Source organism: Massilia sp. Bi118 (genome assembly GCF_918697865.1).
Taxonomy (GTDB): domain Bacteria; phylum Pseudomonadota; class Gammaproteobacteria; order Burkholderiales; family Burkholderiaceae_D; genus Telluria.
In genome coordinates this window covers 146216-171726 of sequence record NZ_CAKKMV010000011.1, presented here as the reverse complement: position 1 = coordinate 171726, position 25511 = coordinate 146216, and the positions used below count along the sequence as shown (strand labels likewise).

33 protein-coding genes are annotated in these 25511 nt (G+C 66.4%); 6 read left to right on the top strand and 27 right to left on the bottom strand.

The window, feature by feature from the left end:
- Positions 1-2: 2 nt before the first annotated feature.
- The 10 genes from flgK to flgB all read right to left on the bottom strand — a co-directional run bounded on the left by flgK (position 3) and on the right by flgB (position 7868).
- Positions 3-1373, bottom strand: a complete 1371-nt coding sequence (gene flgK / locus LQV39_RS17640; protein ID WP_230027443.1) for a flagellar hook-associated protein FlgK — start codon at positions 1371-1373, stop codon at positions 3-5.
- A gap of 47 nt (positions 1374-1420) precedes the next feature.
- Positions 1421-1768 carry a rod-binding protein gene (locus LQV39_RS17635; RefSeq protein ID WP_230027442.1) on the bottom strand — a complete coding sequence of 116 codons (348 nt, stop codon included), beginning with the start codon at positions 1766-1768 and terminating at the stop codon, positions 1421-1423.
- Between the two features lie 2 nt (positions 1769-1770).
- Positions 1771-2946: a flagellar basal body P-ring protein FlgI gene (locus LQV39_RS17630; protein WP_230027441.1), complete on the bottom strand. Its 1176-nt coding sequence runs from the start codon at positions 2944-2946 to the stop codon at positions 1771-1773.
- Between the two features lie 8 nt (positions 2947-2954).
- Positions 2955-3620, bottom strand: a complete 666-nt coding sequence (gene flgH / locus LQV39_RS17625; RefSeq protein WP_230027440.1) for a flagellar basal body L-ring protein FlgH — start codon at positions 3618-3620, stop codon at positions 2955-2957.
- A gap of 13 nt (positions 3621-3633) precedes the next feature.
- Positions 3634-4419: a flagellar basal-body rod protein FlgG gene (flgG, locus tag LQV39_RS17620; protein WP_230027439.1), complete on the bottom strand. Its 786-nt coding sequence runs from the start codon at positions 4417-4419 to the stop codon at positions 3634-3636.
- A 69-nt stretch (positions 4420-4488) separates the two neighbouring features.
- Positions 4489-5214, bottom strand: a complete 726-nt coding sequence (locus LQV39_RS17615; RefSeq protein WP_230027438.1) for a flagellar basal body rod protein FlgF — start codon at positions 5212-5214, stop codon at positions 4489-4491.
- Positions 5215-5217: 3 nt separating this feature from the next.
- Positions 5218-6405 carry a flagellar hook protein FlgE gene (locus LQV39_RS17610; RefSeq protein ID WP_230027437.1) on the bottom strand — a complete coding sequence of 396 codons (1188 nt, stop codon included), beginning with the start codon at positions 6403-6405 and terminating at the stop codon, positions 5218-5220.
- A gap of 16 nt (positions 6406-6421) precedes the next feature.
- Positions 6422-7087, bottom strand: coding sequence for a flagellar hook capping FlgD N-terminal domain-containing protein (locus LQV39_RS17605; RefSeq protein ID WP_230027436.1), 666 nt, complete (start codon positions 7085-7087; stop codon positions 6422-6424).
- Positions 7087-7491 (bottom strand): flagellar basal body rod protein FlgC, encoded by a 405-nt coding sequence (gene flgC, locus LQV39_RS17600; RefSeq protein ID WP_230027435.1) that lies wholly within the window; start codon positions 7489-7491, stop codon positions 7087-7089. Before flgC ends, LQV39_RS17605 begins: the two co-directional genes overlap by 1 nt.
- A gap of 5 nt (positions 7492-7496) precedes the next feature.
- Positions 7497-7868, bottom strand: coding sequence for a flagellar basal body rod protein FlgB (flgB, locus tag LQV39_RS17595; RefSeq protein ID WP_230027434.1), 372 nt, complete (start codon positions 7866-7868; stop codon positions 7497-7499).
- Positions 7869-8028: 160 nt separating this feature from the next.
- Here flgB and flgA point away from each other — a divergent pair, with 160 nt between their 5' ends.
- A complete protein-coding gene (gene flgA, locus LQV39_RS17590; RefSeq protein WP_230027433.1) occupies positions 8029-8655 on the top strand; it encodes a flagellar basal body P-ring formation chaperone FlgA in 627 nt (208 codons plus the stop codon).
- Here the strand turns inward: flgA and LQV39_RS17585 are convergent.
- The 17 genes from LQV39_RS17585 to LQV39_RS17505 are packed head-to-tail and all read right to left on the bottom strand — an operon-like array spanning position 8645 to position 22098.
- Positions 8645-9379, bottom strand: coding sequence for a glycoside hydrolase family 73 protein (locus LQV39_RS17585; protein ID WP_230027432.1), 735 nt, complete (start codon positions 9377-9379; stop codon positions 8645-8647). The genes flgA and LQV39_RS17585 overlap by 11 nt on opposite strands.
- The gene (flgN, locus tag LQV39_RS17580) at positions 9366-9794 is read right to left on the bottom strand and encodes a flagellar export chaperone FlgN (RefSeq protein WP_230027431.1); all 429 of its coding nucleotides are present in this window, start codon (positions 9792-9794) and stop codon (positions 9366-9368) included. Before flgN ends, LQV39_RS17585 begins: the two co-directional genes overlap by 14 nt.
- 1 nt (position 9795) lies before the next feature.
- On the bottom strand, positions 9796-10080 hold the full coding sequence (gene flgM, locus LQV39_RS17575) for a flagellar biosynthesis anti-sigma factor FlgM (RefSeq protein WP_230027430.1): 285 nt from the start codon (positions 10078-10080) through the stop codon (positions 9796-9798).
- A 29-nt stretch (positions 10081-10109) separates the two neighbouring features.
- Positions 10110-11075 (bottom strand): flagellar motor protein MotB, encoded by a 966-nt coding sequence (locus tag LQV39_RS17570; RefSeq protein ID WP_230027429.1) that lies wholly within the window; start codon positions 11073-11075, stop codon positions 10110-10112.
- Positions 11076-11093: 18 nt separating this feature from the next.
- Positions 11094-11984: a flagellar motor stator protein MotA gene (motA, locus tag LQV39_RS17565; RefSeq protein ID WP_230027428.1), complete on the bottom strand. Its 891-nt coding sequence runs from the start codon at positions 11982-11984 to the stop codon at positions 11094-11096.
- Positions 11985-12017: 33 nt separating this feature from the next.
- A complete protein-coding gene (locus LQV39_RS17560; RefSeq protein ID WP_230027427.1) occupies positions 12018-12749 on the bottom strand; it encodes a FliA/WhiG family RNA polymerase sigma factor in 732 nt (243 codons plus the stop codon).
- A gap of 23 nt (positions 12750-12772) precedes the next feature.
- On the bottom strand, positions 12773-13225 hold the full coding sequence (gene fliL, locus LQV39_RS17555; RefSeq protein WP_307727857.1) for a flagellar basal body-associated FliL family protein: 453 nt from the start codon (positions 13223-13225) through the stop codon (positions 12773-12775).
- A gap of 15 nt (positions 13226-13240) precedes the next feature.
- On the bottom strand, positions 13241-14431 hold the full coding sequence (locus tag LQV39_RS17550) for a flagellar hook-length control protein FliK (protein WP_230027425.1): 1191 nt from the start codon (positions 14429-14431) through the stop codon (positions 13241-13243).
- Between the two features lie 2 nt (positions 14432-14433).
- The gene (locus LQV39_RS17545; protein WP_230027424.1) at positions 14434-14727 is read right to left on the bottom strand and encodes a hypothetical protein; all 294 of its coding nucleotides are present in this window, start codon (positions 14725-14727) and stop codon (positions 14434-14436) included.
- The gene (gene fliS, locus LQV39_RS17540) at positions 14720-15109 is read right to left on the bottom strand and encodes a flagellar export chaperone FliS (RefSeq protein ID WP_230027423.1); all 390 of its coding nucleotides are present in this window, start codon (positions 15107-15109) and stop codon (positions 14720-14722) included. Before fliS ends, LQV39_RS17545 begins: the two co-directional genes overlap by 8 nt.
- A gap of 11 nt (positions 15110-15120) precedes the next feature.
- Positions 15121-16530, bottom strand: a complete 1410-nt coding sequence (fliD, locus tag LQV39_RS17535) for a flagellar filament capping protein FliD (protein WP_230027422.1) — start codon at positions 16528-16530, stop codon at positions 15121-15123.
- A gap of 9 nt (positions 16531-16539) precedes the next feature.
- Positions 16540-16995 carry a flagellar export protein FliJ gene (locus tag LQV39_RS17530; protein WP_230027421.1) on the bottom strand — a complete coding sequence of 152 codons (456 nt, stop codon included), beginning with the start codon at positions 16993-16995 and terminating at the stop codon, positions 16540-16542.
- On the bottom strand, positions 16992-18308 hold the full coding sequence (fliI, locus tag LQV39_RS17525; RefSeq protein WP_230027420.1) for a flagellar protein export ATPase FliI: 1317 nt from the start codon (positions 18306-18308) through the stop codon (positions 16992-16994). Before fliI ends, LQV39_RS17530 begins: the two co-directional genes overlap by 4 nt.
- Complete coding sequence (fliH, locus tag LQV39_RS17520) at positions 18305-19000, bottom strand: flagellar assembly protein FliH (protein ID WP_230027419.1); 696 nt, start codon at positions 18998-19000, stop codon at positions 18305-18307. The genes fliI and fliH overlap by 4 nt, the downstream gene beginning before the upstream one ends.
- Complete coding sequence (locus tag LQV39_RS17515; protein WP_230027418.1) at positions 18997-20019, bottom strand: FliG C-terminal domain-containing protein; 1023 nt, start codon at positions 20017-20019, stop codon at positions 18997-18999. Before LQV39_RS17515 ends, fliH begins: the two co-directional genes overlap by 4 nt.
- Positions 20000-21736: a flagellar basal-body MS-ring/collar protein FliF gene (gene fliF, locus LQV39_RS17510; protein WP_374199441.1), complete on the bottom strand. Its 1737-nt coding sequence runs from the start codon at positions 21734-21736 to the stop codon at positions 20000-20002. The genes LQV39_RS17515 and fliF overlap by 20 nt, the downstream gene beginning before the upstream one ends.
- 17 nt (positions 21737-21753) lie before the next feature.
- Positions 21754-22098: a flagellar hook-basal body complex protein FliE gene (locus LQV39_RS17505; RefSeq protein ID WP_230027417.1), complete on the bottom strand. Its 345-nt coding sequence runs from the start codon at positions 22096-22098 to the stop codon at positions 21754-21756.
- Positions 22099-22447: 349 nt separating this feature from the next.
- Between LQV39_RS17505 and LQV39_RS17500 the strand changes: the two genes are divergently transcribed.
- Genes LQV39_RS17500 through fliR form a run of 5 tightly spaced genes read left to right on the top strand, consistent with a single transcriptional unit; the run spans position 22448 to position 25508 of the window.
- The gene (locus LQV39_RS17500; RefSeq protein WP_230027416.1) at positions 22448-23302 is read left to right on the top strand and encodes a FliM/FliN family flagellar motor switch protein; all 855 of its coding nucleotides are present in this window, start codon (positions 22448-22450) and stop codon (positions 23300-23302) included.
- Positions 23303-23659 (top strand): FliM/FliN family flagellar motor switch protein, encoded by a 357-nt coding sequence (locus LQV39_RS17495; protein ID WP_230027415.1) that lies wholly within the window; start codon positions 23303-23305, stop codon positions 23657-23659.
- Positions 23656-24444, top strand: coding sequence for a flagellar type III secretion system pore protein FliP (fliP, locus tag LQV39_RS17490; protein ID WP_230027414.1), 789 nt, complete (start codon positions 23656-23658; stop codon positions 24442-24444). The genes LQV39_RS17495 and fliP overlap by 4 nt, the downstream gene beginning before the upstream one ends.
- A 14-nt stretch (positions 24445-24458) precedes the next feature.
- The gene (gene fliQ / locus LQV39_RS17485; RefSeq protein ID WP_230027413.1) at positions 24459-24728 is read left to right on the top strand and encodes a flagellar biosynthesis protein FliQ; all 270 of its coding nucleotides are present in this window, start codon (positions 24459-24461) and stop codon (positions 24726-24728) included.
- On the top strand, positions 24729-25508 hold the full coding sequence (gene fliR, locus LQV39_RS17480; RefSeq protein ID WP_230027412.1) for a flagellar biosynthetic protein FliR: 780 nt from the start codon (positions 24729-24731) through the stop codon (positions 25506-25508).
- The last annotated feature ends 3 nt before the right edge of the window (positions 25509-25511 follow it).

The following is a 25511-nucleotide window of genomic DNA, read 5'->3' as shown; positions in this document are numbered from 1 at the left end:
CTTTAGCCCATCATCGCCAGGGTGGCGTCGAACAGCGCGTTCGCGACCGACATCACCTTCATGTTGGCCTGGTACATATTCTGGTATTCGACCAGGTTCACCGCTTCTTCGTCCTGGTTGACGCCGCTGGTCGACTGCCAGTCCGCCTCGGCCTGCTGGCGCATGGTCTGGAAGGTGTCGAGCGCGCCCTTGTTCTGCTGGCTGTCGACGGCCAGCTTGCCGACCAGCTGGGTGTCGGCGTCGCTCAGCAGCACCGAGCCGAGGCCGGTGAGGGTGAGGGTCTGGTTCTTGATGTCGGCCAGCTTCTGCAGGTTGCCGGTATCGCCGGGCGTGCCGTCGCCGGAGAAGGCCAGGTCGGCGGTCTGGAAGCCGCTCGCCACCTGCAGCATGTTCGAGGTGCTGCCGGTGTTGTAGACGAACAGCGGCTTGCCCGGGTTGCCGTCCATGGTCTTGCCGAGCGCCAGCTGGGCGTTGACCTTGTCGGCGATCTGCCTGGCCATCTCGGCCACGTTGTTCTGCATCGGCAGCAGCACGTCCTTCTCGTAGGTCGTGAGGCCGCCCAGCTGGCCGCCGGCGCGGGTCACGTCGAGGTCGAAGGTGGTGCCGGCGAAGGTCAGGCTGAAGGCCTGGTCGGCGCCGCCGCTGACGGCCAGCTTGCCGGCCACGCCGCCCAGCACCAGCGCCTGGCCGGTCTTCAGCGAGACGTTGCGGGTGCCGTCCGGCTGGTCGCTGACTTCGAGGCCCATCTGGCTGGCCAGGCTGTCGATCGCCTGGTCGCGCTGGTCGATCAGCGAGGAAGCATTGCTGCCGGTGGCGTTGGCGTTGGCGATGCGGCCGTTCAGCGAGGCGATCGCGGCGATCGCGGTGTTGGCCGAGTCGACGATCGCGGTGCGCTGCTGGCGCACCGACTGCAGCTGCGAGTTGTAGACGTTGTTCAGGCTATTGAAACGCTGGGCCAGCAGGCCGGCCGCGGTCACGACCTGCTGTCGCAGCGGGGTCGAGGTCGGGTCGACGCCGGCCACCGCGTTCAGGGCCGCGAAGAATTTGTCGATGCCGCCGGACAGGTTGGCGTCGTCGTTGCCCATCACGGTTTCCAGCTGGGTCATGTAGGGCTGGGTCTGGGCATGCTGGCCGAGGTCGGACGCGGTGCGCCACAGCTGTTGGGTCTTGTAGTTGTCCGAGAAGCGCAGCAGCGAGGTGATGCGCACGCCATTGCCGGCCTGGGTCGAGCCGGCCGCCGGCGCGACGGCGCTCAGCAGCGCAGCCTGGCGGGTATAGCCCTTGGTCTGCAGGTTGGCGATGTTCTGGCTGCTCGAGGAGAGTGCCAGCTGGGAGGCCAGGGCGCCGGACAGTGCGTTGTTCAGGATGCTCATGTGCGCGTCTTTCTTGTGCGGTATCAGTAACTACAGGCGACCGTTCATCAGCCTTTATTAAGTCCCTGCGGCAACAATTGTTTGAGAATCGCGTCCGCCACGCCGAAAGCGCGCTGGCCCGCCATGTGGCCGGACAGCAGTTTGTCGGCCATGTCGATCATGTCGCTGTTGACCGGGTCCTTGGTCGGGCTGTCTTCGGGCGCCAGGGTCTTCGCGCTTTCGCGCATCTGGTGCAGCATGTTCTGGATGAAGAAGCTTTCGAATTCGACCGCGGCCTTGGTGGCCTGCTTGACATAGGCAGGATCGGGCTTGTCGGCGGCGCGCGCCACTTTTTCCAGAGCGGAGGACTCGGCGGCTTGCGCCTGTGCGTTCAGCGGGTTCAGTTTGTCGAGCATGATCAGATCACCACCAGTTCGCCTTCGATTGCGCCGGCCTGGTCCAGCGCCTGCAGGATCGCCATGATGTCGTCCGGCGACGCGCCCAGGCTGTTGACCACGTCGATGATGGTCTGCAGCTTGGCGCCGGCCGGCCAGTGGAACATCTGGCCCGAGCCCTGGTCCACGCTGACCTTCGATTGCGGCGTCACCTGCGTCTGGCCCTTCGAGAAGGGACCCGGCTGGCTGACCATCGAGCTTTCCGAGATCACGACCTTGAGCGCGCCATGGGTGATGGCGGCCGACTTCACGCGCAGGCCGTCGGAGATCACCACGGTGCCCGTGCGCGAGTTGAACACGACCTTCGGCACTTCCAGGCCGGCTTCGACCGGCATGTTTTCCAGCTTGGCCACGAAGGCTACGCGCTCGGTCGGATTGGTCGGCGCAATCACTTCGACGCTGGTGCCGTCGGCGGTGGTCGCGACCTGGCCGTAGCGGCGGTTGATGGCCTCGACGACGTTGGTGGCGGTGTCGAAGTTCGGGTGGCGCAGGCGCAGCACGACCTGCTGACGGGTCGAGAAATCGGTCGGGATCTCGCGCTCGATCTGGGCGCCGTTCGGGATGCGGCCGCCGGTCGGGGTGTTGACCGTAACCGAGGAACCGCTCTTGCCGGAGGCGGACAGGCCGCCGACCACCAGGTTGCCCTGGGCCAGCGCATAGACCTCATTGTCGGCCGCGCGCATCTGGGTCAGCAGCAGGGTGCCGCCGCGCAGGCTTTTCGCATCGCCCAGCGAGGACACGGTCACGTCGATCGCCTGGCCGCGGCGGTAACCCGGCGGGAACACGGCCGACACCATCACGGCAGCGACGTTCTTGTTCTTCGCATCCTGGCCTTCCGGCAGCTTGACGCCGAACTGCTTGAGCATGTTGACGACCGACTGGCTCGAATACTTCACCTGGGTCGAGTCGCCGCTGCCGTTCAGGCCGACGACCAGGCCGTAGCCGACCAGCGGATTCTCGCGCACGCCTTCGACGCTGGCCAGATTGCGCAGCGGCTGCATGCGGGTCTGCGGCAGGGCGGCTGCGGCTGCCGGGCGCGCCACGGCGGCCGGCGCGGCGAAGGAGGGCAGGGCGATGGCCGCCGCCAGCAGCGCGGAAGCGATACGGAAAATCGAAGCTGTTACTGAAATTCGAGTCATGTCGAACCTTAGAAGGGCATCAGCGGACCGGTGAAGAACCGGGTCAGCCAGCCAGGCTGGTTGGCGTCGGCCAGCGAACCTTGGCCGGAGTAGGCGATGCGGGCATTCGCCACGCGCAGCGAGGACACCTGGTTGTCGTTGTCGATGTCGGCGGCGCGCAGGTAGCCGGCCAGGCGCAGGAATTCCTCGCCCTGGTTCAGCTGCAGGCGCTTTTCGCCGGCCACGCGCAGCAGGCCGTTGGGCAGCACTTCCTGCACGATCACGGTGACGGCGCCGGTCAGCGCGTTCTGCTGGGTGCTGGTGGCGTCGCCCTGGAAGCTGCGGTCGGCGCTGACGTCGATGCCGGTGCGGCCGAAGGTCTTGCCCAGCGCCGTGACCGGGTTCACGCCGACGCTCGAGCCTTTGGAAAAGCTGGTGCCGGCCTTCTTGCTGGCTTGCGTGGTTTCCTGCAGCAGGACGGTGACGACGTCGCCGACGCGGAAGGCGCGCGCGTCCGAGGTCAGCGACACGGTATCGGCCGAGAACACGCCGCCGGAGACGCCGGCGCGGACGGTCGATGCCTTCGGCAGGGCCAGCGTTTCGTCGGCCGGCTTCGGATTGTTCAGCGGGACTTTCGAGGCGCAGCCCGCGAGCAGCAGCGTTGCGGCGGCTGCCGCGGTGATCAAGCGGATCATAAGAATAGATAGATTAACGCGAAGCGGAAGCCAGGTACTGCAGCATATTGTCGGCAGCCGACAGCACCTTGGTGTTCATCTCGTAGGTGCGCTGGGCGGCGATCATGTCGACCATCTCTTCGACGACCTGCACGTTCGAGCCTTCCAGCGAACCCTGTTTCAGGGTGCCGAAGCCGCCGGTGCCGGGCTGGCCTTCGTTCGGGTTGCCGCTGGCGGTGGTTTCCTGGAACAGGTTCTCACCGAGCGCCAGCAGGCCGGCCGGGTTGACGAAGGTGGTCAGCGTCAGCTGGCCGAGTTCCTGCGGGGCGGTCTGGCCCGGCATGGTCGCGCTGACCATGCCGTTGGCGCCGATGGTGATGCCGGTCGCGGTATTCGGTACGGTGATCTGCGGCACCAGCGGCAGGCCCTGGGCGTTGGTCATCACGCCGTTGGCGTCGACCTGCAGCTGGCCGGCGCGGGTATAGGCCGGCTGGCCGTCCGGACGGCGCACCTGCAGGAAGCCGTTGCCGGAGATCGCCACGTCGAGCGACTGGCCGGTGGTCTGGAGGCTACCGTTGGTGAAGACCTTCTGGGTGCCGACGATGTGGGTGCCGTTACCCAGCTGGACGCCGTTCGAGACGGTGTTGTCCGCGGTCTGGGCGCCCGGCTGCTTGTCGACCTGGTAGAACAGGTCTTCGAAAACCACGCGGTCGCGCTTGAAGCCGACGGTGTTCACGTTCGCCAGGTTGTTGGCGATGGCCTGCAGTTTCGCGTCCTGGGCCTGCACACCGGTCTTGCTGATCCACATTGCTGGATTCATGGGCTATTCCTTGTTCATGGGGTCAGAGCCCGGTTTTCTCGGGTGGGCTCTGACCCCATCTGATTATGATTAAGCGCCGATGAGACGGTTGCCCGCTTCATTCATGCTGTCGCTGGCCTTGAACAGGCGCATCTGGATTTCGAAACTGCGGTTCAGGCTCATGGTCGCGACCATCTCCTCGACCGCCGAGACGTTCGAGCCTTCGAGGGCGCGCGGCTTGACGCTGACCGCCGGGTCGGCCGCCAGCTGGGCGCCGTCGCGGGTGACGATCAGGCCGGCCTCGTTCTTGGTCAGCTCCGCGCCTTCAGCGTTCACGAGCTTCAGCTTGTCGACCACCTGCATCTGGGTCGCGCCTTCGGTCAGCACCGAGATGGTGCCGTCGGTACCGATCTCCACTGCGGTATGCGGCGGCAGGGTGATCGGGCCGCCTTCGCCCAGCAGCGCGCGGCCGTGCACCGACAGCGCGCCGTCGGCGCCGATATCGATCTCGCCCGAGCGGGTATAGGCTTCGCTGTCGCCGTACTGCACCGCCAGATAACCCTGGCCGCCGATCGCCACGTCCAGCGGGCGCCCGGTTTCGCGCACCGCGCCGGCGCGGGTCGAGACGGTGTCGGCCTGCATGGTCGACAGGTGGCGGTCGTCGTAGCCGAAGCCGGCGAGTTCGCGGTTAGCCGCCACTTCCATGCTGGCGCGGAAGCCGGCGGTGTCCATGTTCGCCAGATTGTTGGCGTGGACCTGCTGCGATCGCAGCAGGCGCTCGGCGCCGGAGACGGCGGTGAAGATGAGCTTGTCCATCGATTACAGCGCCTGCATCAGCGACTGCATCATCTGGCTCTCGGTGGTCAGCACCTTCGAGTTGGCCTGGTAGTTGCGCTGCGAGGTCATCAGGCCGACCAGCTCCGAGGTGATGTCGACGTTCGAGCCTTCCAGTGCGCCGGTGGACAGCTTGCCCGACAGGCCCACGCCAGGGACGTTGTACAGGGCGGCGCCGGAATCGGCGTTGGCGGTCCAGCTGGTGTCGCTGATGGACTGCAGGGCGCCTTCGTTGGCGAAGGTGGCGATGGCGACGGTGCCGACCACCTGCGACTGGTCGTTGCTGTACTTGGCGACCAGCGAGCCGTCCGATGCCAGTTCGACGCCGATGAACGCGCCCGAGGCGTAGCCGTCGCTGCGGTTGGTGGTGGTGGTGGCTTCGCCGGCGAACTTGGTGGTGCCGCTGTAGTCGACGGTGAAGGCGACCGGGTTGGCGCCGCCGGCCGGGGTCAGGGTCAGCGAAGCCGGCGTGGTGCCGGTGACCAGCTGGCCCTTGGCGTCGAATTTCAGGTCCTTGGTGGTCGCTTCCGCTGCGCCGTCGTCGAACTTGTAGTGGACGGTGACGGTGTCGGACGCGGTCTTCACGAAGAACTGCGACACGGTGTGCTGCGAGCCCAGCGAGTCGTAGACGATCGACTGCTTGACCATGTTGTAGCTGGTCGAGTCCTTCGGATCGAAGGTGGGAGTCTTCGGCGCGGTCCAGTCGGCGGACAGGTTGCCGACGAAGGCGATGCCGGTGGTCGGCGAAGCGTCGATCTGGCCGGTCGGCACCTGGATGTCGCCCATCGCGCCCAGCGCGCCGCCCTTGGACGGGCCGTAGCCTTGCACCTTCTTGCCGTTGCTGTCGATCAGATAGCCCTTGGTGTCGGTCGAGAAGATGCCGACGCGGGTATAGGTCATGCCGCCCTGCGGGTCGCGGCTGACGAAGAAGCCGCGGCCGTCGATGGCGGCGTCGAGGCCGCGGCCGGTGGTCTGGGTCGAGCCGTTCTGGCCGATGGTCTGGGTCAGCGAGCCGACCTCCACGCCGTTCGCCGAGGTGCCGGCGTAGACCGACGCGAAGTTCGCGCGGCTGCTCTTGAAGCCGTAGGTGGCGGCGTTGGCGATGTTGTTGGAGGTCGTGTTCAGCGATTCGTTGATGGCCTGGATGCCGGAAAGTGCGATGTCGAAGCTCATGTCGATTCCTTGTTCTTTAAGATTCGGTTTTACCGTTGAAGCCGGTGATGGACGAGGGGGTGACCTCGCCGATGTTCGCCACCTGCAGCACCACGCCGCCGTTCGCGACGCGCACGCTGTTGAGGCGTGCCGCGACTTCGATCTGCGGGGAGGTGCCGTCCGACGGCCTGGCCTGGATCGCATAGGTTCCCGGAGGCAGGCCAAGGGCATCCGGATCGATCGTGAAGCTTTGCGAACCGGAGCCGTGGGCGCCCAGTTCGATCGTGTGCTGCTGGCCATCCTGGCCGGTCAGCACCAGCGAGGTGGCGCTGCTGGCGCCGTTCAGCTGGATGCTGCCGCGGACCGTGCCGCCGTCCAGCTTGAGGGTATCGGTGGCCACCGTGACTTCCGAGCCGACCTGGCTGCCCATGGCCAGGGTCTGCATGCTCTGCAGGATGCTGGCGTTGGCGCTGGTCATCTGGGACAGGTTCTGCAGGGACTCGGTCTGGGACAGCTGCGACAGCTGGTTGACGTAGGTGGTCGGGTCCTGCGGCGCCAGCGGATCCTGGTTCTGGATCTGCGCGACCAGCAGCTTGGTGAACATGTCGCGGTTTTCGTTGGTGCCCGCCTGGGCCGCCACCTTGTCGGTGCCCTTGGCGCCAGTGTTGAACTGGCTATTGGTGGTGGAGGTGGTGGTGACCATCAGCCTTCTCCCAGCTTCAGCAGCAATTGCTGCATGCCCTTGATGCGGCCCAGCACCTCGACGTTGGTCTCGAAGGCGCGCGAGGCCGACATCATGTCCGCCATCTCGGCCACTTCGTTGACGTTGGTGTAATAGACCATGCCTTCGGCGTCGGCCTTGGGATTGTCCGGCTCGTGCACGCGGCGCAGCGGCTCGGCGCTTTGCACCACGTCCAGCACGCGCACGCCGCCGCCGGCGGCATTGTCCATCACCGCCGCGAACACCGGTTTGCGGGCGCGGTAGGCTTCGGCCTCGGAGCCGGCCGAGACGTCGGCGTTGGCCAGGTTGCTGGCGATCGTGTTCAGGCGCACCGACTGCGCCGCCATCGCCGAACCGGCGATCTGGGAGATGTCCTTGAAGCCCATGTCGATTATTGACCGTTGATTGCTTTTGCCAGACCGCGCAGCTGCATGTTGATGAAGGTGAGGCTGGTATTGAAATCCGAGGCGTTCTGCGAGAACGCGGCCTGCTCGACGCCGATTTCGACGGTGTTGCCGTCGGCGCTGGGGTGGTAGGGCACACGGTACAGCGGCGAATCCTCGCTCAGGCTGAGCTGGCCGCTCAGTTGAGCACCTTCGGCATCCTGGCGTTCCTGCAGCATGGCGCCGAAATCGAGGTCGCGCGCGGTGTAGCCAGGCGTGCTCTCGTTCGCGATGTTGGCGGCCAACACCTTGGTGCGCTCGGCGCGCAACTCGAGCGCGTCGGCATGCACCCCGAGCGCGTCCTTGAAGTTAATTATCATGTGCAGGAACCTCCGTGATGGGAAATCTGTGTGATTGGTTAGAATCAGGTTTTTTCGCTGACGCTATTCTCTAATGATTGCTTTCTGTAAGGCAACCCTTGTTGCTTCGACATTTGCGCTATTTTGTGCGTCCGCGCAAGCTGCGGCGCTTTCGCTTCCCATGCAAATCGAACAAGCCGCCCGTGCCGAGCTGGACCGGCAGATGGCCGCCGCCGGCTTGACCGAACCGCAATTCGAGGTTGCCGTCGTTGCCGCCCGCGCCGCGCCGCCGTGTTCGCAAACCGTCGCCATCGAGCCCCTGGATACCCGTTCTCCCCAGCGGATGCGCTTCCTGGCGCGTTGCAACGACACGCCCGGGTGGAGGTACGAATACATCGTCCGCGCCCGTGTGACGGCCATGGTGGCCATCGCCGCGGCGCCGGTGGCGGCCAACGAAGCCTTGACGGACGCACAAGTCACGATAGAGCGCCGTGATATTTCGAACATTGCCGACCCGATCAGTTCGCCTGATGAAGCTGTCGGACAAATGTCACGCCGCATGTTGCGTCCAGGAGACATTTTGCGCAGCGGGCAGCTCAGCGCCCCGGTCCTGGTCAAGCGCGGCGATGCAGTACTCATGATTGCGCGCCGCGACGGCATCGAAGTCAGCACCGCCGGCGAGGCGCTGGACGCCGGCGCGCGCGGCGCCATGGTCCGGGTGCGCAACGCCGGCAGCGGCCAGGTCGTGCGCATGCGCGTGGCTGGGCCGGGCACCGTCGAGCCCATCGACAGCCCGCTCAGCCGCTGATTCCCTGCAGGCGGCCGGCCAGGCGCGACAGCTTGGCCGCGTAAGCCGGGTCGGTCGCATAGCCGCCCTTGGCCAGCCCGGAGGCGAAGGCATGGGCGTCGCTGCCGGTGCCCAGGGCGCCGCGGAAGCGCGGGTTATCGATCAGCATCTGCGCATAGTCGCGGAAGGCGCTGGCCTGGTCCGGATAGGCGCGGAAGCGCGCACTCGTCTTGAGCGCTGCGCCGCCGACATATTCGGTGGTGGCGGATTCGGCAACGTCGCCGGACCAGCTCTTGCCGGCCTTGATGCCAAACAGATTGTGGGTCGAGCTGCCGTCCGCGTTCTTCAGCGGGCGCTGGCCCCAGCCCGATTCCAGCGCGGCGTGGGCCGACACCAGTTCCGGCGCCACGCCCAGCTTGTCGGCCGCTTCCTTGGCCCAGGGCGCGATGCTTTGCAGGAAAGCCTGCTGGTCCAGCGATTGATTGTCGTCGCCATCGCCGAGGATGGCGTTGGCGGCCTGGCTGGCGCGCGCCTGCCACATGCTGCCCTCGGGACTCAGCGCGGCGCTGCTGCCGGCGCTGAAGGAATCGCCGCCGCCGTTCTGGATGAAGGACGTGACTTCTTCCTGCACCGACCCGAACACGCCGCCGAAGCCGTTGCCGCCGCCGATGCCGGCGGTGGGGCGGGTCGGGGCGGTGGGCGCCGTCGCCGGGGTGAAGGCGGTGTTCAGGTCAGCGTGGCGCATACAGCTGGTCCTCGCCGTGCAGCACGCGCTGCATCACGGTGTATTGGTCGGCCATCAGGCTGCCGTTGCGGGCGGTGGCCTGCTTGCAGTCGCGTACCAGCGCTTCCAGGCGCGCCCAGTCGGCGCTGGCGCTGCTGCGTTGCGCCGGGGGCAGGCCATTCAGCAGCTGGTCCATGCCGGCATTGGCGCCGTGCAGGGCGCGCACCAGCTGCACGCGCTGCTGGCGGCGCTGCTCCATGCTGTCCAGCTGGGGCATGAGTTGTTCTGCAAGGCCGCTCAATTCGGCGGCGCGGTGGCGCAGCGCGGCTTCGAACTGGCGCTCGAGCAGTTCGCGGACGACGCCGCAGGCCTCGATATCGGACTGGATGCCGTCCAGCAGGCGGGCGACGGCCTGGTCGCGGGTCAGGCGGCCCATGTCAGCCCTGGCTGCCGTGGAAGCGCTGGATCAGGCCAGCCAGGCGGCCTGCGTCGAACGGCAGTTCTCCCTTTTGCAGGGCGTCGCGCAGTTCGGCGACCTTGGCGGCATCGAAGTCGGGCAGGGCTTTCAGCGCGCTTTGCGCCGGCTGCAGCACCGCCGATTCGAGGGCTTCATTGGGACGGTCCGGCGTACCGGCCGATGGCACGACGGCCGGCGCGGCCGCGGGGCCGCCGGCTTGCGGCGTGATCGTGATGGAAGGAGTGGAGGCGCCAGTGATCTTCATTCGGGATCCTCGGGTTTTGGATTGAATCGTCATGGTTTCTTCGGCAATTGGCTGCGCAGTTCCTTGAGCGCGTCCTCGCCCGGCTTGGTGATCGACACGCCTTCCCGCAGTTCTTCGGACTGGGCGGGCGTGCCGAACATCGCGGTAAGGGAGGCGGCCTGCTTCGTGGTCAGGATCAGCAGTTCGATACGGCGGTTGACGGCGGCGTCGGGTTTGGCGGCGTCGACAGGTGCGCGGTCGGCCATGCCGACCACCTGCAGGACGCTTTCCTTGTGCATGCCGCCGATCAGGAGCTGGGAGCGCGCAGCCAGCGCGCGGTGAGCCGACAGGCTCCAGTTGGAGTAGCTGTTCGGGTCCTTGCTAGTGTACTGCAAGGCGTCCGTATGACCTACGATCAGCATCTGATTTTCCATTTTTTCGAACAGCGGCGCCATTGCGCGCAACAGTTTTGAAAAACGGTCAACGGGAATCGGGCTGCCGCGCACGAACATGCCCTGGCGGTCGGTATCGTGCAGCATCACGCGCAGGCCTTCCGGCGTGACCACGGTGGCAAGGTTCGATGCCAGACCGGCATCGGCGCTCATCTGCTGCAGCGCGTGGGCCAGCGCCGCCAGCTCGGACGGCGATTCGTATTTCGTGCGGGCGGTGGCGGAAGTGGCCTTGCCGCCGCTGTCCGGACCCTGAGCGCCGCCGTTCGCCTTCGGCAGCGGGAAGCGTTCGATCAGGCTGCCGGCCGGGTTGCCGGCGATTTCGTGCTTGCCGCCGCTGCCTTCGATCAGGCCGGCCGCGGTGTTGTCGCGCACGATGTTCTTCAGCGCCGACGACTCGCGCGCGGCGATCAGCCACAGCACCAGGAACAGCGCCATCAGCGCCATGCAGAAGTCGGCGAACGCGACTTTCCACGCGCCGCCATGTTCGTCGTCGTGGTGCTTGCCGCCGCCACGCTTGACGATGGTCTCTTCGTGGTGCTTTTCGCCCTTCTTAGCTGCTTGCATGCTTGTCAGCCTTGGTCTTTAGGCGCGCTTGCGGGACGTGCCGGCGTCTTCGCCGTCGGCCATCGCATTGATCCAGGCTTCCAACTGGGCGAAGCTTGGCTTGGTGTTCAGCTGGATCAGGCGGCGCCCGGCGTCGATCGCCAGCAGCGGCGGCTTGCCGGCCACGTGGGTGCACAGCACGACCTTCACGGTTTCCATGGTCGAGGCTTCCGAATTGACCAGCTGCTTCATCATGTTCGAGATCGGATCCAGCACGCCGTAGCAGAAGAAGATGCCGATGAAGGTGCCGACCATCGCCGCGCCGATGTGTTCCGCGATCTCTGCGGTGTCCGCGCCTTCGCCGACCGAGTTCATGGTCATCACGATGCCCAGCACCGCGGCCAGGATGCCGAAGCCCGGCATCGCCTCGGCCACCTTGTGCAGCGACTTCGAGGGCTGGGTCAGCTCTTCGTGGATGGCATCCAGTTCCTGCTCCAGCACGCCCTCCAGTTCGTGGGCGTTGATCTTACCCATCGCCATCAGGCGGAAGTTATCGACGATGAAAGCCAGCAGCTTCGGCTCTTCGAGGATCAGCGGATAACGCTGGAACATCGGGCTTTCCTTCGGCGCTTCGACGTGGGCGTCGAGGGCCTTCAGGCCGCCGGCGGCGGTCTGCAGCAGTTCGTACATCAGCAGCAGCAGCTGGCGCTGGAATTCCGAGTCGTGCTTCTGGCGGCCGATGATCTTCTTGAACTGGACCAGCAATTCGGCCAGCACGTGCTTGGGATTGCCCACGATGAGGGCGCCGACGGCGGCGCCGACGATGATGAGGAGCTCGATGGGCTGCCAGATGGCGCCGACGGTGCCGCCCATGAAGGCGAAGCCGCCGAACACGGCGCCGAGCACGATGAGGATGCCGAGAATTTGCATGGTGTTGTTACCTTTCTTTTGGTCCGGTCAGGCTCAGGCCTGGGCCAGCGCCGCCTTCATCTTGGCCAGCGCGCTCTTGTTGAGCTGGCAGACGCGGGCGTCGGACAGATCGAGCACGGCGGCGATTTCCTTGTAGCTGAGCTCGAATTCGTAAATCATCTGGATCACGCGCTGCTCGCGCTCGGACAGCGCGCCCAGGGCCTGCTCCAGGCTGCGCCGCACCATGAACTGTTCTTCCGGGCCGGGCGCGCTGTGGGCGCGGTCGGTCGCTTCCTGCAGCACGTCGTCGAAGCTGAGCAGCTCCTCGGCGACGTCGTCCAGCAGGAACTGGCGCCACTCTTCCTGGCTCAGGCCGAGGGCCTCCGCGGCTTCCTTGTCGTTCGGCTCGCGGCCCAGCTTGCGGGTGAGGGCGCGCACGGCGTCGCGCATCCTGTGGCTGTCCTGGCGCACCGCGCGCGGACGCCAGTCCTGGCGGCGCAGTTCGTCGAGGATGGCGCCGCGCACGCGCAGGGACGCATAGCTGGCGAAGCCGGTGTCGGGCGTGCCGTAGCGGCGCAGCGCTTCCAGCAGGCCGATCAAGCCGATCTGCTCCATGTCCTCACGGCCCATTGCTCCCGAGACCTGCGAGTTGAGCTGGCGCGCGATGCGCTTGACCAGCGGCGCGTAGGCGACCAGGTGGCGCTGCTCGTCCTTGGCGCTCATCGCCGCGTGGATGGCGGCGCCGGCGTATTCGGTACTGGCGTAGCTGTCGGCGTAGTCGGTCATGTAACCCACAATGTCCCCGGCTGTTATTCGATGATCAGCTTGCCGATCATGACTTCCGCAAACGGCTTTTCCGCGTGCGTGCGCTCATACTCGGCGTTGAAGGAATGGTTCAGCTGCTCGGCATACTTCTCGACGGTCATGGTGGACGCCTGGTCCATCGTGTAGCTCGACAGCGTGCGCACGGCCAGGCTGCGCAGCAGCGGCAGGTTTTCCTTGGTTTCCTTTTCCTTGGCCGGCTCGGTGGCCAGCACCAGGTCGGTCGACAGGTAATGGCTTTCGCCTTCGTTCGGACCGCGGCGCAGCATCACGATCACCTTGTCGAGGGTGACGTACTTGACCGGCTTGGCTTCCTTTTTCTCTTCTTTCTTTTCCGTGCCCGCGGCGGCGGCCGGCTTGGGCATGAACCACCAGACGGCGCCCCCGGCGCCGGCGGCAGCGATGATCACGGCGCCTGCGATGGCGATGACTTTTTTCATTTTGCTCATTATTGGTTATGCCTGGTCGCGTCCACCGAGGGAGAACGCGGATCCATTGTTGCCCGCCTCGGCCAGTGCGCGGCCGGGCTGGTTCTCTTCCTGTTCGCGGTCCTGCTGGCGGCCGCGGCCCTGTTGCTGATCGTTCGCGAACGCCGCACCGTTCTTCGGCGCCGGCGACACCGTCACGGCGACCTCGGTGAACTGGCGCTGCGACAGGTCGCTGCGCAGGTTGTCGCTGACGGTCTGCAGCTGGCGCAGCACCTCGCTGTTGGAGGCCGAGATGTTCACTTCCAGCGAACCGGCGCTGTGGCGGATCGCGATGTCGATGCGGCCCAGCTGCGGCGGCTCGAGACGGATCGTGGCCTGCTCGATGCCCTTGCCGACCTGGAGATGCATGCGCTCGCCCAGTGCTTCCTGTAGGCTCTGGCGCCAGGCGGTCGGCGGGCCGGCCAGCTTGACGCTGTCGCTTGCCGGTGCTGCGGATACCGGTTGCGAGGCCGCGGCGCCGGCGATCGCTGCCGCCGATGCGGTGTTGCCGTTGCCATTGCCGCCGGCAGCGTGCTCACCGCCGTCCTGGGCGCCGCTGTTGGCGCCTGCGTCGGCCTGGGCGTGGGCGGCGATGCGGATCGCAGGTGCGGCGTCGGCCTGGCTTGCTGCCGGACGCGCGGCCGGTGCGGCGGCGCCGTCCGGCGCCTGGGGCAGGCCCAGGCCACGGTCGGTGGCCGCGGCGCGGCGGCCGGCGTCGTTGCCAATAGTCGCAACGGCTTGTGCGCCGGCGGCCGTAGCGCCATCCTCATCGCCGGCCTGCGCGGCGGCCGGCTGCGCGGCCTGCACGGCTTGCGCCACCTGCACGGGCGTCAGGGGCATCAGCGGCATCGCCATCGCGGCCAGCAGCGCGCCGTCCTGCGGCAGGGCAGCGGTGCTCGCCCCGTCTTCGCCGGCGCCATCGCTGGCGGCATCCGCATCCGCAGCCCGGGCAGCGGCATCCTGCGCGGCGCCATCCGCCGACTGATTGGCCTGGACCGCCAGCGCGGCGGCCTGGGCCTGGTTGCCGAGCCAGGCGGCGAAGGGCTGGGCAGGCGCGCTTTCCTGGGCGGGATTCGGCTGGGCGCCCGCGCCTTGCGCGTCCGCGGCCTGGACCGGCTGGGCCTTGTCAACGCCTTTGGCCGAGGCGGCAGCGGATTGGGTCACGGTATTCATCATCATGTTCAAGCTTCCTGCATCGCGTAGGCGATCCAGCCATCCTTGTTGGCGCGCATGTCGTCCATGCGGTGTTTCAGCGCGTCGGCCGCGGCGGCTACTGCATCGGCGGCATGGTCGTGGGCTTCGCGCAGGCGCTGCAGGGCGCTGCGTTCGGCGCTGCTCAGCGGGCCGCCGGCGGCCAGCGCGTCGAGCTGCGGCGCCAGCGTGCGCGTCATCTGCGCCAGCTGTTCCCAGGCGGCGCCGTCGGCGGCGCTGCGCAGCGAGTCGGCGACCCGCAGGATGGCGGCCGACTTATCCATTGCGCGCCTGCACGCCGGCCCAGCCCTGGCGGATGGTGGTCATGATCTTCACGACTTCGTCGACCATCTTCGGATCCTGCTTGACGCCGGCCGCGTTCAGGTGGGTCGCGCAGAACTCGTACAGGTTGGCGAGGTTGGCCACGACCTGGCCGCCGCTCTCGAAATCGAGGGAGCTGGACAGGCCGTTGATGATGTCGACGCACTTGTTGATGCTGGCGGCGCGGGCTTCATAGCGCTTGCCGACGATGTGGGCGCGGGCGCGGGCCAGCTCTTCGAGCAGGCCGTCGGTGAGGAGCAGCACCAGCTCGATCGGCGAGGCGCGCGAAGTCTGGGCGTCCAGGTTGGTCGCGTGATAGCTGCTGTAGGCTTCTTGATAGGACATCGGAATACCTCTTAATTGGACTTGTCGCTGCTGAAGAGCGCGTCGAACAGCGACACATTGCTGGTCATGGTCGACTGCAGCGTCTGCAGCTGGGTGAATTGTTTCAGGTAGCGGCTGTAGGCAGAGTCGAACTGCGCATCCAGGTCGGTCTGGCGCTGGCTCAGCGTCGACTGCAGCTTGGTGACGGCGTCGTTGCGCTGCTTGATCTGGCCGGTGGCGCTGTTGCTCCACAGGTTCAGGTAGGTGTTCATCGAACCGGCGATGCCGGTCGGGCTGCTCGAACTGGCCGAGCCGATCAGCTCATCGAGACCGTTCGGATTGGCGGTCAGCTGCTTGGTCAGGCGCGTCGAATCGAGGCTCAGGGTGCCGTCGCGGGTGGCGACGATGCCGTAGCTGGCCAGCGAGGACGTGCTGGTCGAACGCACCAGGCTCACCAGACGGCTCTGCAGGGCCTTGATGCCGGCATCGTGGGCGAAGGCGCCCGCCGCCTGGTCCTTGCCCGGATCGCCGGCGTCGACCAGGGTGTCGATCGCGCTTTTCAGCTTGTTGTAGGCGTCGACGAAGGCCTGCACGTTGGACACGGTGCCGTTGGTATCGCCGGCCACCTTCAGCGTGATGTCGTTCTCCGTGGGCGCCTGGGCGCGCGTGAAGGTCATCGACACGCCGTCGATGTTGGTGAAGGTGTTCGAGGCCTGCTTGATCTGGGTGCCGCTGGCCTGGCCGCCCAGCTTGATGATCGCGTCCTGGGCCGCCGCGATCGTGGTGCGCGCGCCGAGGCCGGTCTGGAGAGCGGTGTCGGTAACGCCGGACGCGTCCAGCGACACGGTGTTGGCCACGCCGGTGTTCTTCGACGTCAGCACCAGGCGCGATTCGGTGCCGATGGTGACCACGCCGGCCGAGACCAGGCCGTTGTTCCCGCTCGAGCGGTTGATCGCGGCCGCCACTTCGCGGATGCTCAGCACGCCGTCCTTGTCGGTGTCGGCGCTGGCGCTTGATAAGTCGACATCGAAGCTGGCGGTGGTGGTGCCGGCGCCTTCGTCGGCCAGCTTGACTTTCAGGATGCCGCCGGCGCTGCGGCCGTCCGACAGGTTGTTGTACGAGACCTGGCTCGAGGTGGCCAGCTGCTGCACGAACACGCTGTAGCTGCCGCTCGGCGCGCCGGCCTTGGCGGTGGCGGTGCCGATGCCGGTGTCGGACAGGGTCGCGGTCTGCGCCAGCACCGATTTACCGAGGCCGGTCAGGGAGCTCAGGCTGGACTGGAAAGCGGAGATCGCCGAGCCCAGTTTCGACAGGCCGGTCGAGGTGGCGCCGGCGGTGTTCGTCTGGTTGGTCAGGATCTGCTGCGCGGCTGCAGTCGTCTTCTGCGCCAATGCCTGCGCGGTGGTCGTCGGATCGTAAGCTGGGGCGGTAATGCTGGACATGCGTGCTCCTTATTGATTAGCCAGCCACGATTGCGTGGCGATGTCGTCTTCACGTCTGCGCTGGGCGCGGTCCTGCTCGCGCGCATACGCGGCCTCGTGCTGGGCCAGCACCTTGCCGAGCAGCTCGCGTTTGGTCCAGGCCTGGGCCAGGTTGCGCTGCGAGACCGCCATGTTCGCTTCGTGCAGGTGCAGGTCGGTGCGCTGGGTATCGGCCAGCGCGAACACGGCCTGCTTGTAATTGCCGCAGTTGGCGGCCAGCGCCGGCGACAGCGCAAGGCCGGGCCGGGCCGACGGGCCGCTGCCGACCGCGAGATCGGTCAGGCGGTCGACGGTGGCCTGGTAGCGCGCGCGCATCGCCTCCTGCCTGGCCATGTCGGCCTGCAGGCGCTCGACTTCGGTGCTGCGCAGGCGCACCAGGGTGCCGAGGCTGTCGATTGTGTCGCTTTTGTTCTTCAGATTGCTCATGTCATCATCGCCATCAGCTGGTCGACACAGGGCGAGAAGGGCGCGTCTTCCTTGGTGCCCTGGCACAGGAAGGCCTCGATATGCGGATGCAGCTTCACCGCGCGGTCGGTTTCCGGATCGGCGCCCGGCTGGTAGGCGCCGAGCGGGATCAGGTCGCGCACGCGGGCGTGCCTGGCCATCGCGGCCTTCAGCTTGCGAGCCGCCTGCGAGTGCTCGGGCGAAACCACCTGGGCCATGCAGCGGCTGATCGACTGGGCGACGTCGATGGCCGGGTAGTGGCCGCGCTCGGCCAGCTCGCGGGTCAGCACGATGTGGCCGTCCAGGATCGCGCGGGCGCTGTCGACCACCGGGTCCTGCTGGTCGTCGCCTTCGGCCAGCACGGTGTAGATCGCGCTCATGCTGCCGTGCGGGTTCTCGCCGTTGCCGGCCGATTCGCACAGCTGCGGCAGGTTGGAGAATACCGACGGCGGATAGCCGCGCGTGGCCGGCGGTTCGCCCAGCGACAGCGCGACTTCGCGCAGCGCCATCGCGTAGCGGGTCAGCGAATCGCACAGCAGCAGCACGTTCTGGCCGCGGTCGCGGAAGTGGGCGGCGATCGAGTGGCACATTTCGGTGGCCATCACGCGCATCAGCGGCGATTCGTCGGCCGGGGCCACCACCAGCACCGCGCGTTTCAGGCCCTCGGGGCCGAGCGACTTCTCGACGAATTCGCGCACCTCGCGGTTACGTTCGCCGATCAGGCCGACCACGATCACGTCGGCCACGGTCTGGCGCGTGATCAGGCCGAGCAGCACCGATTTACCGACGCCGGAACCGGCCATCAGGCCGACACGCTGGCCCTTGCCGATCGTGAGCATCGAATTGATCGCGCGCACCCCGACGTCCAGCGGTTCCTCGACCGGCGCCTTGCGCAAGGGGTTGACCTTGGGAGGCGTGGTCGACAGGGGCTGGTCGCCGCCGAGGCGGCCCAGGCCGTCGATCGGCTCGCCCAGGCCATTCACCATGCGGCCCATCCAGGAGGGGCCGATCTGGATGCTGGACTGGCCGGTGACGGGCAGCACGCGGGCGCCGGTGACCAGGCCGTCGGCCTTTTTGAAAGGCATCAGGTAGGTGATCTTGTCGCGGAAGCCGACGACCTGGGCGTCGAGCCATTCACCGTCGACCAGTTCGACGCGGCAGCGCTGGCCGGTGTGCAGGCGTACGCCGACGCTCTCGAGCAGCAGCCCCTGCACCGCGACCAGGCGCCCGGTGGGCGTGGCCACCGGCACCGCGCCGATGTCGAGCGAACGCAGGGTCTGGGCCAGCGCGCTCATGCTTCCTCCTGCTGGGCGTCGGCGGTGGCCAGGCCTTCACGCACCTGTTCCATGCAGGCGGCAAGGCGGCCCTGGCAGCCGGCGTCGACTTCGTGGTCGCCGGCCTTGACGCGGCATTCGCCCGGTTCCAGGCGCGGGTCGGCCAGCAGGTTCCATTTCTTGGCCTTTTTCGGGTCCAGTTCCTGGATGCGCTTCATTTCTTCGGGGTTCAGCATGACCTCGACCTCGTCGCGGGTCGGCGGCATCGCGGACAGGGCTTCGTCCACCAGGGCCAGCATCTGCACCGGCTGCAGCGCCAGTTCGGCGCGGATCACCTGGCGCGCGATCTTGCCGACCAGGTCCACGACTTCCTTGCGCTGGGCATTCTTGTATTCGGTCTTCAGCTTCTTCAAACCACGTAGCATGGCGTCGACCGGCTTGGACATCGCTTCGAGTTCGGCCAGCGCCTGCTGGCGGCCTTCCTCGAAGCCGCGCGCCATGCCTTCCGCGTGGCCGGTCTCGAAACCATCCGCGCGGCCCTGCTCGACACCCACGTCATAGCCGTCCTGCTGGCCCTGGCGGAAGCCGTCGGCCATCGCACCCTGCCAGTCTTCTTCCGGAGTGGACGAGGACGGCGAGGGCGCATTGCCTGCACGGTTGGCCGCCAAAAACTGGGCCAGGGGCGGGAAGTGATAAGGCCGGAACTGCTTCATTCGGCAGTCGCCTCGGCGAACAGCTGGACTTCGATTTCACCGTTGTCGGCCAGGTCCTTCACGGCGGCCATGATCTCGCGGCGGGTCTGCTCGATGCGCGACATCGGCACCGGGCCGGAACGGCGCATCAGGTCTTCGAAGCTCTGGGCCTGGCGCTTCGGCATGGCGCCCAGGATGACGTCGCGGAGTAGCGGCTCGGCGCCCTTGAGGGCGACGGCCCACTGCTCCAGCGGGATCTCGTCCAGCAGGCGCGTGATGGTCTGCTCGGTCTGTTTCGACAGGATGAAGAAGTCGTACATCGACATTTCGATCTGCGACACGACTTCCGGATCGTGGGCGCGCAGCAGCTCGACCATGGTGGCACGGTTGTTCGGCAGACGGTTCAGGATCTCGGCCGCCTGGCGTACGCCTTCCACGGTGGCGCTCTGGGTATCGAGCGCGGACAGGCAGCGCTGCACCAGCTCTTCCAGCTCGGCCAGCAGTTCGCGGTCGATCTCTTCCAGGCGCGCGAGGTTCAGCAGCACCAGCTCGCGGCCTTCTTCCGGCAGCGCGTCGATGATCTGGCCGGCCAGCGCGGGCGGCAGGAAGGCCAGGAACACGGCCTGCATCTGTACGTGCTCGGCGGCGATATAGTCCGCCAGCCACTTCGGCGAGGCGTACTGCAGGCGCGCCATCATCGGACGGATCGCATCGCCGTAGATCGTGTTGAGCACGGAGTTGGCGATCTCGCTGCCCAGCGCCAGGTCGAGCGAGCGCTTCAGGTAGTTGCGCGAGGCGCCGTGCAGGCCGCTTTGCTGGCGGTAGTCGTCGAAGAACTTCTGGATCGAGTTCTTCACGGCGTCGACCTTGATGCCGCTCATCCGGCTCATCACCTGGGTCAGCTCGATCAATTCCTCGCGCTCGAGGCAGCGCAGCACGGCCGCCGCCGGTTCTTCGCCGATCGACAGCAGCACGATGGCAGCCTGTTCGACCGGGGTCAGCGCCACTTCCTGCACGTCGTTATTGTTCAGATCCGGCATTTTTCTTCTGCACCCATTGTTTGACCACTTCCGCCACCCGCTCCGGCTCCTTGCCGGCCAAGACCTTCAGGTGGTCGACCATTACGTCCACTGCCGAACCGGCAGGTGGCAAATCATAGTTTTCCAGCAGCGGCTGGACCGGCATCGCGCCGCCCAGCGAAGCCGCGCCCGCTGCCGCCGGCAGGGCCGCCGCCGCGTTGCCCGGCAGGGCCTGGGCGCCGGGAGCGGCCAGTGCGCCGGCCGCGCCGTTTGCAGCAGCGCCGCCCGGCAGCTGGGCCAGGGCCGGCGCATTGCCGCCTTGCTGCCTGCCGCCCGTCAGCATGCGCATCAGCGGACGCAGCACCGCGAACCAGGCGAACAGGGCGCCGACGATCCAGGCCAGGTAGCCGGTGATGTCGACCACGTTGTCGCGCTGCTGGTACCAGGGCTCGACCGGGGCCGGGGCCGGGAAGTTCAGCGAGGACACGGCCAGCACGTCGCCGCGGTTGGTGTCGATGCCCAGGCCGCCGCGCAGGATCTTGTCGATGTTGGCGATTTCGGCCGGGGTCCAGCCGGTCTTCGGCACCGAGGCCTTGGCGTTGTTCAGCACCACCGCCACCGACAGCTTCTTCAGGCGGCCGCGCGAGCGCTTGATCTGGGTGATCGCACGGTCGTAGGCGTACTGGCGGGTGGTGGCGTTCTTGCGCGCGCTGCCGTCGTCGGCCTTGGCCGCGTTCGGATCTGCGGCGGCCGGCGCGGCGGCCGCATTCGGATCGGCCGACACCGGAGGACGGTTCGACAGCGTGCCCGGCACGCCCAGCGCCATGCGGTTCTTCTCCATCTCTTCGCGCATCGCTTCGCTGGTGACCTTCGGGGCTTCGCCGTACTTTTCCTGGGTCTCTTCGATCTTGTCGTTGTCGACGTCGGCGGTCACGCTGACCTTGAAGTTGTCGGCGCCGAGGACGGGGCCGAGCAGCTCGTTGACGTTGGCGCGGACTTCGTCCTGGAAGCGCTTGGCGGCGGTGTCGCCCTGGGCGGCGCCGTCGAAGCCGTCGCTCAGGTCGACGCGCGAGGACAGGTAGTTACCGTTCTGGTCGACCAGCGAGACGCGGCTCGGCGCCAGGCTGGCGACGCTGCCCGAAACCAGGTTCACGATCGCGGCGATCTGTTCGTTCGACAGGGTATGGCCCGGCTTGACCGCGACCACCACCGAGGCCGAGGACTTGTCGCCGTCGCTGGCCACGAAGGAGGTCGACTTGGCGATCGCCAGGTGCACGCGCGCCGAGGCGATCGCATCGATCGTCAGGATCGACTGCGACAATTCACCCTCCAGGCCGCGCCGGAAGCGCACGTCCTGCACGAACTGCGACACGCCCAGCGGATCGCTCTTGTCCATCAGCTCGAGGCCGGCCGGCAGCTGCGCGGTCACGCCTTTCGCTGCCAGCAGCATGCGCACCTTGCCGAGCTGGGAAGAGGGGACGAGCACCTGGCCGCTGTCCGGGTGGACGCGGTAGGGCACGTGCTCGGCTTCCAGAACGGTCATCATGTCGGCGGCAGCGACCTTTTCGCGGGCGCCGAAGACCGGCTTGTAGTCGGCCTGGTCTTTCCACATGAAGAGCGTGACCGCGGCGGTGATGGCGATCGCCAGCACCAGCATCGGGGTCAGGTTTTTCGACAGTGCCGGCGGCAGCGCCGGCAGGCGTTTTCCGCCGATGGCGGATTTGAGAGCAGCAATCACGGTGAGCTTCTTCCTGATCAGACGGGGAGCTTGAGCAGTTCGTCGACGGCGCCCATGACCTTGTTACGGACCTGCATCAGCATCGAGAACGACAGGTTGGCCTGCTGCGAAGACAGCATCGCGCCGACCAGGTCGTCGCTCTTGCCGCTGTCGACCGCGGCCATCTTGTCGGCGGCGGCGCGTTCTTCGCCGTCGACGTGGGCGAGGGCATCTTTCATGCTTTGCGCGAAGGAGAAATTACCGGCGGCGGTGTCCTGGGCCGGCAGTCCCATGTCGACCGACGGCGCCACGGATAGGCGGCTGGCGTCGTTCGTCAGGGCTGCCAGATCGGCGCGGATCAGACCAGCAAGTTCAGTTCCCATCGTATTTCCCACTCCCATGCGTAAATATCGTGTGTGACGGTTGGTAGCGATTTGACAGTGTTTCCAGGTGTCAATGTGTCGCAATTTTGATGGCGCTTTGGAAATTGTTAAATTTTTAGGTTCTTCCTGACGCTTGGTTTCCATCGCGGAACCGGAGAGAATACCAGCTTCACTAAACGTTACCCAGTGAGAATTTCTCTCGTTCAGCAGCGAATACGAACATCTTACCGTACGGCAATGGCGAATTCAAAGAGGAATCTCAAGTACTGTGACACAATTTAGCAGGTATAATAGTTGCCCATGGGAATGAAAAGAAAGCATTCCCGCTTATTAGATTGTTAATTCCAAGATGCCAATCGCAAGCCCCGACTCCGCCGCGCAGTACCAGGTGCTCGACCCCTGTCTTCTAGGGCGTCCGGTGCACCTTCTGCCCCAGTTCGCGCTACGCCTGCAGGACGACCTCGACACCGCAATGCAGGGTCCTGCGCGCCGTTATTGGGGCGGCTGGCGTCTCGACAGCGTCGAATTCGGGCGTGCGCCGCAGGATGCCGGCCTGCGCTGGATGGCTGCAACGGGCGTCCTGGGCACCGTTTCGGTAGCATTTGAACGTGGCTTATTACTGACACTGTTGGAACGGCGCTACGGTGGGCGTGGTGCAGGCGCAACTCAGCGGGACCCGGGCAGCGAGCGGGTAACGGCCACGGAAGAGCGTCTCGTGGTCGTATTGACGCAACAGATGGTTGACCTGTTGTATGCGCGCGTCGCTGCCAGTGTGGCAATGGAAGTGGCGCCGGAGCCGGTGCCGGCCGGCGCCGTGGCCGCTTCGACAATGCCGGGCAAGAGCGCCTGGACGGTCTGCGGAACCTTGCGCGATGCGAATGGTGCAATGGGCCGCTTCTGGATTGCGCCGGATCAAAGCCTGATGGCGGCGATCCTGGGCAGCCTGCGCCCGGAACAGCCGCGCACCCATGCGGCGCGCGGCCCGGCCGAGCCGCTGTCGTCGAAGCTTCAGGTCAAGCTCGACGGCCGCCTGGTCAGCAAGGAAATCACGCTGGGCGCACTGTTCGACCTGAAAGTTGGGGACGTGATCCCGGTCAATGTAGGCCGGACCGACGTCCTGCTCGACGAAGCCTGCCTGTTTACGGCCGCCGTCGCCGAGCACAAAGGTAAGCTGTGTTTAACCTCTTTTGAAGATGCCGAATAAATGGACATGAACCTCAACGACCAAATCGCCGGTGGCGACATCATCATCGACGATCTGGAAGGCGCCGAGACCCCGGCTGCCGCAGCGCCGGCCAAGTCGGCCCGCCTGCCGCAGATGATGCGCCGGATTCCGGTGACCCTGACGCTGGAAGTCGGCTCGGCCCGCATCTCGCTGCAGGAGTTGATGGATATCGGCCCGTCTTCCGTGCTGCCGCTGGACGCGCTGGCAGGGGAGCCGCTGGTCATCAAGGTCAATGGCGCCGCCATCGGCCGCGCCGAAGTGGTGGTCGCGGGCGAGCAGTATGGCCTGAAGGTGATCGATCTCGATGGCCTCAACCTGGACCTGATCGCACCATGAGCTTCAAGCAGGGCGGCGCATGCCTGCGTCGTTTCGCGCCGGCCTTTGCCGGCGTTTGCCTTTTGCTGGCCGCCGGCGCGGCAACGAGTTCAGCGCATGCGGCGCCGCAGAATCCCGACCTCCTGCCCGGGATCATTCCCGGCACCGGCAGCGGCCTGACCGTGAAGTCGCAGATCCTGGTCCTGATGACCATCCTCGGGCTGCTGCCCGTGATGGTCATGATGATGACCAGCTTTACGCGCTTCGTGATCGTGCTCTCGCTGCTGCGCCAGGCCCTCGGCCTGCAATCGGGCCTGCCGAACCGGATCGTCACCGGGGTCGCGCTGATCCTGACGCTGCTGGTGATGCGCCCGGTGGGCGAGCAGGTCTGGAACGAAGCCTTCGTCCCCTACGACAAGGACAAGATCACGCTCGAGCAGGCGCTCAAGACCGCCGAGGTGCCGCTGTCGCGCTTCATGCTGGCCCAGACCAGCAAGGCGGCGTTGGCCCAGGTCGCGCACCTGGCCGGGGAGCCGGCCGAGATGGCGCCGATGGCGCGCGGCTTCACCGTCAAGCTGGCGGCCTTCGTGCTGTCCGAGCTGAAGAGCGCCTTCCAGATCGGCTGCATGCTGTTCATTCCCTTCCTGATCATCGACCTGGTGGTGTCCTCGGTGCTGATGGCGATGGGCATGATGATGCTGTCGCCGCTGGTGATTTCGCTGCCCTTCAAGCTGCTGCTGTTCGTGCTGGTGGATGGCTGGACCCTGACCGTGAACACGCTGGTCGGCAGCATCCACGGCTTCTAGAGAGGGATGAAGATATGACTCCCGATATCGCCGTCGACATCATGGTCGAAGCGCTGCAGCTGGTGATGCTGCTGGCGGCCGTGCTGGTGCTGCCGGGCCTGATCACCGGCGTGATCGTCGCCGTGTTCCAGGCCGCCACCTCGATCAACGAACAGACCCTGAGTTTCCTGCCGCGCCTGCTGGTGACCCTGCTGGCGCTGATCGTGGCCGGCCACTGGATGACCGGGAAGCTGATGGATTATTGCGTGCACGTGTTCCAGCGCGCCGCGCAGCTGGTTGGCTGAATGCTCGAAGTCGTCGGCTTCCTGCTCCCGCTGATCAGCGCCCTGTGGTGGCCCTTCGCCCGCTGCATGGCGATGTTCACCACCGCGCCGGTGCTGGGCGAAGCCTACGTGCCGCTGCCGGTGCGGGCGCTGCTGTCGGTGGCGCTGGCCTTCATGATGCTGCCGCTGACGAAGGGGATGCCGATGCCGGATCCGTTCTCGCTGGCCGGCGTGGTGGCGATGGTGGAGCAGGCCGTGATCGGCGGCGCGATCGGCCTGGCGATGCAGCTGACGATGGCGGTGGTGGGCATGCTGGGCTTCCTGGCCTCGAGCCAGATCGGCTTTTCGATGGCGCAGATGAACGACCCGATCAACGGCCAGCAGTCGGACGTCATCTCCGGCATGCTGGGACTGGTGGCGATCCTGGTGTTCTTCGCCATCGACGGCCACCTGGTGCTGGTGGGCGTGCTGGGGCAGAGCTTCCGCGCCTGGCCTGTGGGTAGCGGCTACAGCGGCCTGCTGCTGCACACCATCGCCCTGAACGTGGGCTGGGTGTTCGCGGCGGCGATCCTGCTGGCGCTGCCGATCATTTTTTCGACGCTGGTGGTGCAGATCGGTCTCGGCTTCCTGAACCGGGTGGCGCCCTCGCTGAACCTGTTCTCGCTCGGCTTTTCGCTGGTGACCCTGTTCGGTCTGATGATGCTGACCCAGGTAGTGCGCTTCGTGCCCGAGCATTACGTGCAGATGACCAACCAGGTGCTGGAGATGCTCCAGCAGCAGATGAGGGCGGCCCATGGCTGATCG

Coding starts and splice junctions, on each gene's coding strand:
- flgK (WP_230027443.1), bottom strand. CDS start 1,373: ATGAGCATCCTGAACAACGCACTGTCCGGCGCCCTGGCCTCCCAGCTG.
- LQV39_RS17635 (WP_230027442.1), bottom strand. CDS start 1,768: ATGCTCGACAAACTGAACCCGCTGAACGCACAGGCGCAAGCCGCCGAG.
- LQV39_RS17630 (WP_230027441.1), bottom strand. CDS start 2,946: ATGACTCGAATTTCAGTAACAGCTTCGATTTTCCGTATCGCTTCCGCG.
- flgH (WP_230027440.1), bottom strand. CDS start 3,620: ATGATCCGCTTGATCACCGCGGCAGCCGCCGCAACGCTGCTGCTCGCG.
- flgG (WP_230027439.1), bottom strand. CDS start 4,419: ATGAATCCAGCAATGTGGATCAGCAAGACCGGTGTGCAGGCCCAGGAC.
- LQV39_RS17615 (WP_230027438.1), bottom strand. CDS start 5,214: ATGGACAAGCTCATCTTCACCGCCGTCTCCGGCGCCGAGCGCCTGCTG.
- LQV39_RS17610 (WP_230027437.1), bottom strand. CDS start 6,405: ATGAGCTTCGACATCGCACTTTCCGGCATCCAGGCCATCAACGAATCG.
- LQV39_RS17605 (WP_230027436.1), bottom strand. CDS start 7,087: ATGGTCACCACCACCTCCACCACCAATAGCCAGTTCAACACTGGCGCC.
- flgC (WP_230027435.1), bottom strand. CDS start 7,491: ATGGGCTTCAAGGACATCTCCCAGATCGCCGGTTCGGCGATGGCGGCG.
- flgB (WP_230027434.1), bottom strand. CDS start 7,868: ATGATAATTAACTTCAAGGACGCGCTCGGGGTGCATGCCGACGCGCTC.
- flgA (WP_230027433.1), top strand. CDS start 8,029: ATGCAAATCGAACAAGCCGCCCGTGCCGAGCTGGACCGGCAGATGGCC.
- LQV39_RS17585 (WP_230027432.1), bottom strand. CDS start 9,379: ATGCGCCACGCTGACCTGAACACCGCCTTCACCCCGGCGACGGCGCCC.
- flgN (WP_230027431.1), bottom strand. CDS start 9,794: ATGGGCCGCCTGACCCGCGACCAGGCCGTCGCCCGCCTGCTGGACGGC.
- flgM (WP_230027430.1), bottom strand. CDS start 10,080: ATGAAGATCACTGGCGCCTCCACTCCTTCCATCACGATCACGCCGCAA.
- LQV39_RS17570 (WP_230027429.1), bottom strand. CDS start 11,075: ATGCAAGCAGCTAAGAAGGGCGAAAAGCACCACGAAGAGACCATCGTC.
- motA (WP_230027428.1), bottom strand. CDS start 11,984: ATGCAAATTCTCGGCATCCTCATCGTGCTCGGCGCCGTGTTCGGCGGC.
- LQV39_RS17560 (WP_230027427.1), bottom strand. CDS start 12,749: ATGACCGACTACGCCGACAGCTACGCCAGTACCGAATACGCCGGCGCC.
- fliL (WP_307727857.1), bottom strand. CDS start 13,225: ATGAAAAAAGTCATCGCCATCGCAGGCGCCGTGATCATCGCTGCCGCC.
- LQV39_RS17550 (WP_230027425.1), bottom strand. CDS start 14,431: ATGATGATGAATACCGTGACCCAATCCGCTGCCGCCTCGGCCAAAGGC.
- LQV39_RS17545 (WP_230027424.1), bottom strand. CDS start 14,727: ATGGATAAGTCGGCCGCCATCCTGCGGGTCGCCGACTCGCTGCGCAGC.
- fliS (WP_230027423.1), bottom strand. CDS start 15,109: ATGTCCTATCAAGAAGCCTACAGCAGCTATCACGCGACCAACCTGGAC.
- fliD (WP_230027422.1), bottom strand. CDS start 16,530: ATGTCCAGCATTACCGCCCCAGCTTACGATCCGACGACCACCGCGCAG.
- LQV39_RS17530 (WP_230027421.1), bottom strand. CDS start 16,995: ATGAGCAATCTGAAGAACAAAAGCGACACAATCGACAGCCTCGGCACC.
- fliI (WP_230027420.1), bottom strand. CDS start 18,308: ATGAGCGCGCTGGCCCAGACCCTGCGTTCGCTCGACATCGGCGCGGTG.
- fliH (WP_230027419.1), bottom strand. CDS start 19,000: ATGAAGCAGTTCCGGCCTTATCACTTCCCGCCCCTGGCCCAGTTTTTG.
- LQV39_RS17515 (WP_230027418.1), bottom strand. CDS start 20,019: ATGCCGGATCTGAACAATAACGACGTGCAGGAAGTGGCGCTGACCCCG.
- LQV39_RS17505 (WP_230027417.1), bottom strand. CDS start 22,098: ATGGGAACTGAACTTGCTGGTCTGATCCGCGCCGATCTGGCAGCCCTG.
- LQV39_RS17500 (WP_230027416.1), top strand. CDS start 22,448: ATGCCAATCGCAAGCCCCGACTCCGCCGCGCAGTACCAGGTGCTCGAC.
- LQV39_RS17495 (WP_230027415.1), top strand. CDS start 23,303: ATGGACATGAACCTCAACGACCAAATCGCCGGTGGCGACATCATCATC.
- fliP (WP_230027414.1), top strand. CDS start 23,656: ATGAGCTTCAAGCAGGGCGGCGCATGCCTGCGTCGTTTCGCGCCGGCC.
- fliQ (WP_230027413.1), top strand. CDS start 24,459: ATGACTCCCGATATCGCCGTCGACATCATGGTCGAAGCGCTGCAGCTG.
- fliR (WP_230027412.1), top strand. CDS start 24,729: ATGCTCGAAGTCGTCGGCTTCCTGCTCCCGCTGATCAGCGCCCTGTGG.